The following is an 11,790-nucleotide window of genomic DNA, read 5'->3' on the forward strand; positions in this document are numbered from 1 at the left end:
GGATGGAACGACAAAAGTTTGACACTGGCAAGTCAGGGGCGTGGACTCAGCGCCGCTTGTCCTCCCAGTCCACCCAGTCCACCGGATGGATCTCGAGGTATCCGCTGACGGCGGCACCGAGGGTCGGAAAGAATGCCGCTTCTCCAAGCCGCTCGAAAAGCCCGAACCGCTTCAGCTTGTCCTTGACGGGGTCCTTCATCTCGGCAAGGCAGATCTGGATGTCGGCCGCGTGCAGGGTTTCGATCAACTCGGCCAGCATGTCGGCGGAGGTCACGTCCACGCTGGTGATCGGTTCCGCCGCAACGACCAGCCAGCGCACGGGTGTCGGCGACGAAGCCACGGCGTCGAGGACCTTGTCGTGGAACAGTTCGGCGTTGGCGAAGAACAGCGGCGCATCCCAGCGAAACAGGACCAGGCCCGGAATGAGGCGCGCGTCGGGATAGCGCGTGATGTCGTGGTAGCCCTTGACGCCGTCGGCGCGACCCAGAACCGCTGAATAGGGGCGCCAGGCGTCCCACAGGAATTCGATGACCGCAATCACGATCGCCAGGCCGATGCCCTCGATCGCGCCCAGCACGGTCACGCCAACGGTACAGGCAGCCGACAGCCAGAACTCCCAGCGCTGGATGCGATAGATCCGTCGCAGGTCGGCAACCTCGATCAGGCCGATGGCCGATGCAATCACCACCGCAGCCAGTGCGCTGACGGGCAAGTTCTTCAGCAGGTCCGACGCCACCAGCAGCAACAGGGCAACAGCAAGCGCGCCGACGACGCCGGTCAGCTGGGTCCTGGCGCCTGCGGCCTCGGCCACGGGCGTGCGTGACGAACTGCTGCTGACGGGAAAGCCCTGAAAAAGCCCGGCCGCCAGGTTGGCGGCGCCGAGCGCCACCATCTCCTGGTTCGGGTCGACAGAAGTACGCGTGCGCGCCGCATAGACACGGGAGAGCACGCTGGTGTCGGCGAAAGAGATCAGGGCGACGACGCAACCGCCGATCAGCACGGGAACGATGTCGGCGCTGGTGATCCACGGGATCGCGAATGCAGGCAGGCCTTGTGGAAGAGCGCCGAGGACCGCCACCCCATCGCGTGCCGCGAGGTCCATCACGCCAACGACGGCGGTCGCTGCCACCACGGCGATCAGGATCCCCGGCAAACGCTTGCGGCCCTTGAGCAGCAGGATGACCGCCAGGGTGCCTGCGCCGACCATGAACGCGGTCCAGTTGGTCTTTCCATCCATCACTGCTGCAGCGATGGCCTTCAGGTTTCCGAGCGGTCCGTCACTCTCGATCGAGAAGCCGAAAAGCTTGGGCAGTTGGCTGATCAATACCGTCAGTGCGATGCCGTTCATGTAGCCGTAGCGGATCGGCTTGGAAAGAAGCTCGGTGACGAAGCCCAGGCGCGCGACGCCGGCAAGGATGCACACCGCCCCCGACACGAGCGCCATCATGCCCGCAAGGGCGACCGCGCGATGCGGATCGCCGCCAGACAGTGGCAGGACGACGGCGAGAATGACCGCAACCAACGAGGAATCCGGCCCCAGCACCAGGATCCGGCTGGGCCCGAACACGGCATATGCGAGCAGCGGAACGATGGTCGCGTAGAGGCCATAGATGCCGGGCAAGCCCGACGCTTCCGCGTAGGCGATGCCGACGGGCACCAGCATCGTGGTCAGCACCAGGCCGGCAACGATGTCGTGCCGCAACCAGGCCGCCTGGTATCCGCGCAGCGTGCGGAGTCCCGGCAGCCAGCGGCTCCACCCGGTCTGATCGGCGGCCTTCGACCGCCGCGCGATCCGGCCCGGTTCCGGGAGGGGAGACGAAGGATCCGATTTGCTCATAGGCCGCAGGCTACCTGGTGGATCTTGATAACGGCTCTCATCGCGTTCACAATTATGGTGTAAATCATTTACACCATATCCAGAAAAAACCTCAATGACTGACCTCGGCTTGACCAACAACAACGAAATCACTCCCGCATCCAGCGACGCAAACGCCCCGGCAGCGCCCGCCGCCACCAAGAAAGCGGCATCGGGCAAGGCCCGCGTCCAGCCCGCTGGACCCAAGAAGAAGACGACGTCGGCGAAGAAGGCGATTGCAAAGAAGGCGTCCCCCTTGAAGGCCAAGACGGTGAAGACCGTGGCCGCGCCGCCTCAGGTCGCACGGCCCACGGTTCGCCGTACGGAGCCGGCAACGTCCGCCAAGGCCATCGCTTCCGAGGCTGCGCGCGAGACGGCCAAAGCCAAAACCAAACTCGTGCGGGACAGCTTCACGATGCCCCAGCAGGACTTCGGTCTGATTGCCGTCCTCAAGGACCGGGCGCTGGGTTTCAAACGTCCCGCCAGGAAGAGCGAGCTCCTGCGCGCCGGGCTGCACGCGCTTCAACAACTCACAGATACCCAGCTGCGTGGCGCGCTGGATTCGCTGGTGCCGCTGAAGGCGGGGCGTCCAAAGAAGAAAACCAGCTGAAGCCCGCGCTGCAGCCCCGGCCCATCGGCGCTGCTTGCGCCAGCGGCGCCCAGCCCAGAGGGGCGGGCGCTGGGTCGAGTGCAAGAGGCTGGCGTAGCCTTCCCAACTGTGCCTGCCGCTGCGGCGGAGCAGACGGTCGCGGCCATGGGCGAACAAGCTCTGATGCCCGGACTCCCGGGCTTCAACGGCATCGAGCTCGCGCTTGACCTGCTGCACCGAATCATCGCCTTCTCCACAGCGGTCCTTCAGGTCCGTCAGGAGATTTTTCAATTCGCGGAGATACCGGGACATGTTTCGTGCTCCTCGGAACGACAGGCCAGCGAAGCCAGAGGAAAAGGCTGGGAACATACGCAAGGCGCTCGACTGCTGGACACCTAGCTGTGAAGCGTCAAGAGGTTGTTTCTTGACGAGTTGAGTCTGGACATGGGCGCGATGCCGCCGATACCGCTGTGCGGGCGATGCCAGTTGTAGTGGTGTTGCCAGCTTGCCAGGGCATCGGTTCGATGGGCCGAGTTCTGGTAGGTCCAGCCGTAGGCCCACTCTCGCAACGCGGACTGGATGAACCTCTCTGCCTTGCCGTTGGTCTGCGGCCGGTAGGGCCGCGTGAAGCTGTGCTTGATGCCCAGTTCAATGCAGGTTGCCCGGAAGTCGCGCGAGCGGAAGGCTGAACCGTTGTCCGTCAGCAACCGCTTTACGATGATGCCCAGGCGGGCGTAGTAGGCCACCGCATTGCGCAGGAACAGGACCGCCTGCGCTTGCTTCTCGTCCGGGTGCATGGCGGTGAACGCCAGCCTGGCGTGGTCATCGATGGCCACGAACAGCGTCTCCCAGCCCGCGCCGTCGACCGAATCTCGCCGATTGCCGGTGACGCGGTGGCTGGGCCGCTCGATGCGCCCGAGCTTCTTGGTGTCGATATGCAGCAGATCGCCGGGTGCTTCGTGCTCGTAGCGCACGACGGGCTCCACAGGCTGCAGGTCGCTCAGCTTGGACATGCCGGCGCGTGCCAGGACGCGGCTGACCGTGGACTCCGAGACGCCCACGCTGCGCGCAATGCGAGCCTGCAGCATTCGACGTTTGCGCAGTTCGACGATCAGCAGGGCCTTGCCCGCATCGATGGCCCTGGGAGAGCGCATGGGCCTGGAGGACGCATCGGCCAAGGCGGCCTCACCGCCCGCAAGGTAACGGCCAAGCCACTTCCTGGCCGTTGGCGCAGTGACGCCGTGTGCAGCCGCGGCTCGCACGGCATCCAAGCCTTCACGAGTCATCTGTTTGACCATCTCAAGTCGGCGGGCAAAGGTAAGTCGGGCATGCTTATGGGTGTTCATCCGGTTGGGCGTCCTGAGTGGATTGGGTGTTTGGCGACTTCCAGTCTCTCAAACCCAATCCGGATGAACACCGGATACAACCTATTGGAGCTTCACACCTAGCTTCCCGGCGAGTTGGTCGTCGCCAAGCAGATCACTACTGCCCCCAGCCGCGCAATATGGTGCAGCGCTGGAGAAGCGCGTAGCATGCGACCGGCTTTGCGGGCTCGCGTTCTCCAACGCTTCTTCCATCGTTTTCATGGAGTGGGTCGTGGCACAAGAAAAAATCGATTTCGTAGTGAATAGTTCGGTACTACGTCGCAGGCTTCTTCGCGGCGCGGGCGCCGCGTTGGGCGCCTCCATCGTCCTGCCGCGATGGGCGCACGCGCAAGCCGGCTCCGGCGGGCCGGCGGCGCCGCCGAGCACCATCACCCAGCCGCCGCGCGACTTCAGCGCGCGCGGGGCTCCGACCACCTACTTCACCGATCCCGACGTGCTCACCGTCGATCCGGCTTTCGACGGCCTGCGCCAGCCCAACGCCCCGATCCAGCGGCTGTGGACCGGCGCACTGTGGTCCGAAGGACCGGCATGGAATTCGGTCGGCCGCTTTCTGGTCTGGAGCGACATCCCGAACAATCGCCAACTGCGATGGAGCGAGGACGACGGCCACGTCAGCGTGTTCCGCTCGCCCTCCAACAACAGCAACGGCAACTCCTTCGACTACCAGGGAAGGCAGCTGTCCTGCGAGCACCTGACGCGGCGCGTGGTGCGCTACGAGCTCGACGGCTCGGCGACCGTCCTCGCGTCGAGCTTCAACGGCAAGCGGCTCAACTCGCCCAACGACATCGTCCCGCATCCCGATGGCAGCTACTGGTTCACCGATCCGCCCTACGGCGCCCAGCTCTACGAAGGCACGGTCGACGCCGCGGGCGGGCCCGCGAACAAGGCCGGCCGGCTCAATCCGAAGCTCGGGCAGCCGCCTGAGATCGGCTCGTACAAGCGCGAGCTGCCGACCGCGGTCTACCGCCTCGACAAGAGCGGAACGCTCACCCAGGTCGCCGGCGAAGACCTGGTGCCGGACCCGAACGGCCTGTGCTTCTCGCCCGACTTCAAGAAGCTCTATGTCGTCAGCACCGGGCAGGGACCGGGCGACACCATCGCCGGCGGCAAGGGCGACATGTACGTGTTCGACGTCGGCTCCGACAACAAGCTCCACAACGGCAAGCTCTTCAGCAACTTCATGATCGATGGCGTGAAGTGCGGCCCCGATGGCGTGCGCGCCGACGTCGACGGCAACCTGTGGTGCTCCAGCAATGCGGGCCGCAGCGTGGGCTACAGCGGCGTCACGGTATGGACGCCGCAAGGCCGGCTGCTTGGCCGCATTCGGCTGCCGGAGGTCTGCGGCAACGTCTGCTTCGGCGGCCCCAAGCGCAACCGCCTGTTCATGGCGGCCAGCCAGTCGCTGTATGCCGTCTACACGGCGACCCAGGGCGCGGCGCCGGGCTAGGCACGGTCTGCCGGGTCGCTGCCTGAACTGCCGATGCCGCACCTTGCGCGTGCGGCAGAATCCCGAAATCAACGGGAGATGCCATGAATCCGAAGAAGATCTTCGACGCGGCGCGCAATGCCGACGTCGACACGGTGCGCGCATGCATCGAGGCCGGCGCCGACCTGGCCGCCCTGAACAAGCAGGGCTTCACCGCGCTGCAATGCGCCGCAATGGGCGCCGACGAGTCCGAGGTCGAAGCGAACCTCGCGGTGCTGCAACTGCTGCTCGACGCCGGCAGTCCGCTCGAATATGCGGGTGCCGACGGTCGCACCGCGCTGTACCTTGCCGCCGAATTCGCGCCGGGCACGGAGGCCGTGCAACTGCTCATCGACGCCGGCGCCAATGCCGACGTGAGCGACAGCCACGGCAACCACGTCACGGAGAACGCGATGATGGAAGAAGTAGCCGAGTTGCTGGCGCGCGTCAGCGGCCACGCCGTCCCCGCGCCGCCGCCGCCCGAACCCGAGCCGGTGAAGATGAGCGCCGCGCAGTGGCGCGCCGCCGAAGCGCGCATTGCCGAGGTGTTCGCCGCGCTGACGCAGGCCGGCCTGGTCGCGCTGCAGGATGCGGGAGAAACGCAGTCCGACGGCTTCTCCGATTGTTCGGACGCGTTCCGCGAGCGCGGCGGCAGCAAGGCCGGCGTGCATGGCTTCTGCTTCTACACGCGGCAGGACCTGAACCGCGCCAAGCGCACCAGCCAGCTCTCGCTCGCATTCTGGGGTGCGCCGGAGGGCGGCGATGCCGACATGCAGCGCGTCGGGGAACTCGTCGTCGGCCAGTTTCGCGGCGCAGGCTTCGAGGTGCGCTGGAACGGCGCCGCATCGATGCGGCCCGAAGTCGACCTGCGGTCGTAGCAGGCCCCGGGGCCCGGACGCCGTCCCTTTACTTTGCCGCGACGCTCTCGGGCATTGCCGACGAGTGATGGTGCGCAATCAGCCACTGGCCGTTGAGCCATTCGTACACATAGGTGTAACGCGCGTGCACCGCCTTGCCGTCCTTGAACTTGAAGGTGTAGGTGCCGATGTCCTGCGCGACATTGCACCCGACCCGGATCGTGCGCGTGTCGATCTTGCCTTGCGGGGCACCCTTGAGGAACTTGACGAAGTAATCGCGGATTTCGGCCGGACTGGTGCGCGGCTGGTTCGACACCGTGGCCAGCAGCACGCCGTCAGGCGCGTAGTTGGCCACCACCTTGTCGGGATCCAGCGTGGCGAGGGAGGCATTCCAGCGATCGAACAGCGCCGCGACCTGGCGTTCGTCGGCGGGAGCGCAACTTGCGCTCGGGGCGGTCTGCGCGGACACGGAGGTCGACATGCACAGCGCCAGCACGGCGGCGGCGGGAAGAAGCTTGGAAAAACGCGGGATCATCGAAGAGTCCATTCATGCAAGTGGTTAAACACAGGACTCATTGTTCGGGCGGCCAATGAACATCCATCGCGGCGGCGATGAACGTATGTCGAACACAAGATGAACGCCGAATGAACGGCCTGCTAGCCCGCCGTCTCGCTGATGCGGTATCCGAGACCGCGCACGGTCTGCAGCAACTGAACTGCGTGATCGCCATCGATCTTCATGCGGAGACGCCGCACATAGACATCCACGATATTGGTGAGCGGGTCCTCGTGCGTGCCCCACACATTGGCCAGGATGCGTTCGCGGCTGTATACCCGCCCGGGCGCGCTCATGAGCAGTTCGAGGAAGGCCAGTTCCTTGGCAGTCAGCGTGATCGGCTGCCCCGCGCGCTCCACGCGCATGCGTTCGCGGTCCAGCACCAGGTCGGCCACCTGCAAGGTCATGACCCGCGGCCTGAGGTCCCGGCCGCGGCGCAGCAGCGCCTCGATACGCGCGAGCAGTTCCTCGAAGTCGAATGGCTTGGTCAGGTAGTCATCGGCGCCGAGGCGCAGGCCGTTCACCTTGTCTTCGGTCGTGCTCATGGCGGTCAGCATCAGCACCGGCGTCTGCCCGCCCTCGGCGCGGAAGGTCTGGCACAACTCCAGGCCGTTGATGCCCGGCAGCATCAGGTCCAGGATCAGAAGCGCGAGGTCTCCGCGGCGCGCCAGCTCCAGCCCCTGCGGACCGGTGCGGGCATGCTGCACCGCGAAGCCTTCCGCCTTCAGCCCGCGGACCAGGAAATCGGCGACACGGGGATCGTCTTCGACAATCAGGATGCTTCTGTTCATGGCTGCAGCGCACTCGCCTCGAATTCGTGGATCGGCAGGCGTGCAAGAACGATGCGAACTTCAGTCCCTTCCTCTGGCCAGCTCTGGATCTCGATGCGCCCACGATGGGCCTTGACGATGGCCTGCGCGATGGAAAGGCCGATGCCGCTGCCATCCGCCCGGTGCGCGCGTGCCCGGTGGCCGCGGACGAAGCGCTCGAACACCCGGGGCAACTCGTCTTCGTCGATGCCGATGCCATGGTCGCGGACCACGATGGAGACCTCGTCGCCGGCAATGCTGCAGCCCAGATGCACCTTGCCGTTCGGGCGGGAATAGCGGATGGCGTTGTCCAGCACGATCATCACCGCCTGGCGCAGCCGGTCGCCGTCTGCGCGAACCATGACCAATTCCGCCATCGGCTCGCAGGTCAGCACGGCCCCATGCAGCGCCGCCAGGGCCTCACCCTGCTCCGCGACCTCGCTCAGCAGCATCGAGAGATCCAGAGGAGACGGCTGAATCACCAGCTGGTCGGCTTCCGCCCGCGCGATCAGAAGCAGGTCGCCAATCACCTTGGTCAGTTGCTGGACGGTGCCGACGATGCGCTTCAAGGCATGGCGGTACTCCTCGGCCGGCTTGTCGCCGCCGCGAAGCGTGATCTCCGCCTCCCCGCGAATCGCCGTGGCCGGTGTCCGCAGTTCATGGCTGAGGTCGACGAAGAGCTGCCGCCGCCGATGATCCAGAAGCTGGAGCGTGTCGTGTGCCGACTGCAGTTCCTGCGTCCGGTCGCGGACCGCGTCTTCCAGGCGCCGGCGGGCTTCGTCGGCCTGCTGGCGATGCTGCTGCAGTTCCGCCGCCATCTGGTTGAAATGGCGCGCCACCACTTCGAATTCGTCGCCCGATGCAAGGTCGATGCGGTGCTCCAGCGAACCGGACTGCAGGGCCCGCGTGCCTTGCAGCAGCAGCTCCAGGGGGCGCTTGAGGCGCCCGCGCAGATGCAGGGCCCACAGCACCGCTGCGACAAGGGCGATGATCGCCATGGCAATCGCCTGCTGCCGCAGCCGGTCCAGGCCCCGCTCGGTTGCGGCACGGGCAATGGGAACCGCCTTGCGCTGCCCTTCGATGGCGCCGTTGAGCAGCTCGCGAAGATCCCGGCCCTGGGTCATGTCGAAGACCTGCGCCACCTGCCGCCAGACATTCGGAAATTCCGCGCCGGGCGACAGCGGCTGCAGGTCCTGCAGCTGCGCCTGCACCTCGAGGATGTTGCCATCCAGCAGCTTGCTGATCTCGACCAGCTGGAAAACCTCTTGCGGCACGGCGATGTCCTCCCGCGAGGACACCTTCCGCCACGAGTCCAGGTGCAGGCGGGACATGGCGTCCAGCCGCCCGGCACCGGTTCGCATCCGCTCGAGCAGCTGATCCCGCACCGCCGAGGTCGCCTCTGCATTCATGAGGCGCTGCGAGGCCCACACGCGCAGCCTCTGCTTGTTGGCTGAAATCTCGAGGAGTTCGGAAAGAATGTCGCTCGTCAGCCGGCTGTGTGCGGCGTATTCGTTGACGCGATTGGAGCCCCAGTAGACAAAGGCGGCCTGGCAGCACACCAACGCAACAAGAACCGCAAAGGCAAACGACAACCGTAGACGAAACATTGCGGCGAAGTCTACAGGCCTCGAACTGAAGGTAGCGCTCGTACGCGGCCTCGCCGCAGTTGCTAGCGGGACGGATCGACCAGGTGCGGCGCAAGTTTCGCCCAGTCGAAGTCCACCCCGACTCCCGGCTCGTCCGGTGCCACTGCGCGATGGTTTTCAATAACCAGCGGCCGCATCGTGTACTCGTCGATCGGGAAACTGTGAATCTCCAGCCAGCCTGCGTTGGGCTGTGCCGCCAGCAAGCTCACATGCAACTCCTGCATGCCATGCGAGCACACCGGGATCCCGTGGCGGCGCGAGCGCTCGGCCACCTTCAGCCAGCCCGTGATGCCGCCGCAGTTCGAGGCGTCCGGCTGGATGAAGGAGAGCCCCGCCTGCTCGAACGCATGCTCGAACTCATGGATCGTGTGCAGGTTCTCACCCATTGCCAATGGGACCCCGGTGGCGGCGGCGATGCGCGCATAGCCCCGGTAGTCGTCCGGAATGGTCGGCTCCTCGAACCACAGGACATTGAAGGGATTGATGCGCTCGGCCGCGGCGATGGCCTGGTCCACGCTCATCGCGTAGTTGGCGTCGACCATCAAGGCCATGTCGTCACCGATCAGCTGCCGCACCGCCCGGATGCGCTCGATGTCTTCCTCGAGGTTCTGGCGGCCGATCTTGATCTTGACGCCGCCTGCACCCTTGGCGAGATAGCCACGCACGTTGTCCAGCAGCCTCTCGAGCGGGAACGCCAGGTCGATGCCCCCGCAGTAGGCATTGCAGGTGTTCGCAGCGCCGCCCGCCAGTTGCCAGAGCGGCTGGCCTGCGGCCTTGCCGCGGAGGTCCCAGAGCGCGATGTCGATCGCGGAAATCGCAAACGAGGCGATGCCGCCGCGGCCGACATAGTGCACATGCCATTCGCTGAAATCGTGGATGCCTTCGACATCCGCTGCATCCATGCCGATCATCGCGGGCGCCAGGTCGTGGTCGATCATGGCCTTGATCGCATGTCCTCCCTTGCCACCGGTGTAGGTGTAGCCCGTGCCCTGGCTGCCATCTGAAAGCACCACCGTTGCAGTCACCAGCTCGAAATGGGTGTGTGCGCCGTGCTTGGCATCCGTCAGCACTTCGGCGAGGGGAACCTTGAAGAGCTGGCTCGTGATTTTCGCGATGGAACGCATGGACCTTCTCCTTGAAGCTGCCGCTTGAGACTGCGAAGCGTCGACTGGCATGTTCACCGGACCCCGCACCGGACAAGTGCTTACCATTGAGGTGTGACGCCCTCTGATTTTGACGATTTCGAGACCGGCGTGATCCGCACAAGTGCCACGCGCATTTTCGCGCGCTGGGCTGGATCAGGACGCCCGGTGCTGCTGCTTCATGGATTCCCCGAAACGCACCTGATGTGGCGCGCTGTGGCGCCGATCCTTGCGCAGCACTACTTCGTGGTTTGTGCCGACCTGCGAGGCTGCGGTGCAAGCCAATGTCCGGTTTCCGACGTCCGGCATGAGGCGTATGCGAAACGAGCCATGGCACAGGACATGGTCGAGCTGATGGCCTCGCTGGGCCATGCCCGATTCGCGGTGGCGGGCCATGACAGGGGTGGACGCGTCGCGTATCGCCTGGCGCTGGACCATCCGCAAGCCTGCGCTTCGATCGCAGTACTGGATATCCTGCCCACCGGTGAAACCTGGGATCGCGCGGACGCGCGCTTTGCACTGGCGTACTGGCCCTGGACATTCCTTGCCCAGGACGAACCGCTGCCCGAACTCGCGCTGCAGCGGCTTGCATCGGTCGTCGTGGATGCTGCGCTTGGCGGATGGGGCTCGCCGCCAGAAGTGTTTCCTGCCGCAGTGCGCGAAGCCTACGTCCGCGCCCTGCAGGACCCGTCGCACGCGCATGCGATTTGCGAGGAGTACCGCGCGGCTGCATCGCGCGACCGCGAGCACGATGCGCTCGACCGCGAGGCAGGCCGCCGGATCGCCTGTCCCCTCACCGTGTTGTGGAGTGCTCGCGGCGCGCTCGGCCAGTGGTACGCCGACGCTGGAGGACCTGTGGGGATATGGAGCCAATGGGCAACGCAGGTCTCCGGCCGCGGTTTCGACGCAGGGCACTTCTTTCCCGAGGAATGCCCGCAGGAAACGGCACAGGAACTGATCCTCAGCCTCGCGCCGGCGCCTTGGTGAAAGCCGATGTCCGCCGCCAGGTTCGCGCCGCCCCTACCCCAGCGCGTCGTTCACCTGCTCGCGGAACTCCGTCAGGCTGACCGCCGTGCCAAGCTCCCGCGGCAACGCATCGCGTATCGAGAACACGCCAAGAACCTTCGCGCCCGACGTCAGCGGCAGGTGGCGGAAACCGCGTTCGAGCATCAGCACCACGGCGTCGGACACCGGCGTTTCGGGTGGCACGCAGATCGGGTTGGGCGTCATGACCTCGCGCACCGCCGTGCGGTCGGGGTCGAGCCCGCGGGCCAGCACGCGCGTCATCAGGTCGCGCTCGGTCAGGATGCCCAGCAGCATGTCGGGCAGTTCCATGACGAGCACGCTGCCGCAGTTGGCGCGCGTCATTGCACATGCGGCGTCGCGCGCGCTGGCCTGCGGGCCCAGGCTGATCACGTGCTTGCGCGAGATGGATTGGAAAACGGTGCGCTCGGCCATGGTGCGCCCTCCGGAAGGAACGTAATGG

General features: G+C 65.7%; 12 protein-coding genes. 5 read left to right on the forward strand and 7 right to left on the reverse strand.

Going from position 1 to position 11,790, the window contains the following annotated elements; translation table 11 throughout:
• Window positions 1-46: 46 nt before the first annotated feature.
• Complete coding sequence (locus RZE77_RS30110; protein ID WP_319443357.1) at window positions 47-1,837, reverse strand: SulP family inorganic anion transporter; 1,791 nt, start codon at window positions 1,835-1,837, stop codon at window positions 47-49.
• A 94-nt stretch (window positions 1,838-1,931) separates the two neighbouring features.
• On the opposite strand from RZE77_RS30110, the gene RZE77_RS30115 reads away from it, so the two are divergent.
• Window positions 1,932-2,465, forward strand: a complete 534-nt coding sequence (locus tag RZE77_RS30115; protein WP_319443358.1) for a hypothetical protein — start codon at window positions 1,932-1,934, stop codon at window positions 2,463-2,465.
• Between the two features lie 144 nt (window positions 2,466-2,609).
• Window positions 2,610-2,843, forward strand: a complete 234-nt coding sequence (locus tag RZE77_RS30120) for a hypothetical protein (protein WP_319443359.1) — start codon at window positions 2,610-2,612, stop codon at window positions 2,841-2,843.
• Here the strand turns inward: RZE77_RS30120 and RZE77_RS30125 are convergent.
• The gene (locus tag RZE77_RS30125; protein WP_319439115.1) at window positions 2,840-3,790 is read right to left on the reverse strand and encodes an IS481 family transposase; all 951 of its coding nucleotides are present in this window, start codon (window positions 3,788-3,790) and stop codon (window positions 2,840-2,842) included. The two genes, RZE77_RS30120 and RZE77_RS30125, sit on opposite strands and share 4 nt — an antisense overlap.
• Before the next feature lie 238 nt (window positions 3,791-4,028).
• Between RZE77_RS30125 and RZE77_RS30130 the strand changes: the two genes are divergently transcribed.
• Both RZE77_RS30130 and RZE77_RS30135 read left to right on the forward strand, forming a co-directional pair.
• Window positions 4,029-5,276, forward strand: coding sequence for an SMP-30/gluconolactonase/LRE family protein (locus RZE77_RS30130; protein WP_319443360.1), 1,248 nt, complete (start codon window positions 4,029-4,031; stop codon window positions 5,274-5,276).
• 83 nt (window positions 5,277-5,359) lie between these two features.
• Window positions 5,360-6,172, forward strand: a complete 813-nt coding sequence (locus RZE77_RS30135; protein ID WP_319443361.1) for an ankyrin repeat domain-containing protein — start codon at window positions 5,360-5,362, stop codon at window positions 6,170-6,172.
• A 28-nt stretch (window positions 6,173-6,200) separates the two neighbouring features.
• On the opposite strand, the gene RZE77_RS30140 is transcribed toward RZE77_RS30135, so the two are convergent.
• The 4 genes from RZE77_RS30140 to RZE77_RS30155 form a co-directional block, all read right to left on the reverse strand.
• On the reverse strand, window positions 6,201-6,686 hold the full coding sequence (locus tag RZE77_RS30140; RefSeq protein ID WP_405547964.1) for an SgcJ/EcaC family oxidoreductase: 486 nt from the start codon (window positions 6,684-6,686) through the stop codon (window positions 6,201-6,203).
• A gap of 122 nt (window positions 6,687-6,808) precedes the next feature.
• Window positions 6,809-7,498 carry a response regulator transcription factor gene (locus RZE77_RS30145; RefSeq protein WP_319443362.1) on the reverse strand — a complete coding sequence of 230 codons (690 nt, stop codon included), beginning with the start codon at window positions 7,496-7,498 and terminating at the stop codon, window positions 6,809-6,811.
• Window positions 7,495-9,123 (reverse strand): sensor histidine kinase, encoded by a 1,629-nt coding sequence (locus RZE77_RS30150; RefSeq protein ID WP_319443363.1) that lies wholly within the window; start codon window positions 9,121-9,123, stop codon window positions 7,495-7,497. Before RZE77_RS30150 ends, RZE77_RS30145 begins: the two co-directional genes overlap by 4 nt.
• 62 nt (window positions 9,124-9,185) lie before the next feature.
• Window positions 9,186-10,286 (reverse strand): mandelate racemase/muconate lactonizing enzyme family protein, encoded by a 1,101-nt coding sequence (locus tag RZE77_RS30155; RefSeq protein WP_319443364.1) that lies wholly within the window; start codon window positions 10,284-10,286, stop codon window positions 9,186-9,188.
• 93 nt (window positions 10,287-10,379) lie between these two features.
• Between RZE77_RS30155 and RZE77_RS30160 the strand changes: the two genes are divergently transcribed.
• Complete coding sequence (locus tag RZE77_RS30160; protein WP_319443365.1) at window positions 10,380-11,291, forward strand: alpha/beta fold hydrolase; 912 nt, start codon at window positions 10,380-10,382, stop codon at window positions 11,289-11,291.
• Window positions 11,292-11,324: 33 nt separating this feature from the next.
• Here RZE77_RS30160 and RZE77_RS30165 read toward each other — a convergent pair whose 3' ends face one another.
• Window positions 11,325-11,762, reverse strand: coding sequence for a CBS domain-containing protein (locus RZE77_RS30165; protein WP_319443366.1), 438 nt, complete (start codon window positions 11,760-11,762; stop codon window positions 11,325-11,327).
• Window positions 11,763-11,790: the final 28 nt, after the last annotated feature.

It is taken from the genome of Variovorax sp. SPNA7 (genome assembly GCF_033807855.1).
GTDB classification, from domain to species: domain Bacteria; phylum Pseudomonadota; class Gammaproteobacteria; order Burkholderiales; family Burkholderiaceae_C; genus Variovorax; species Variovorax beijingensis.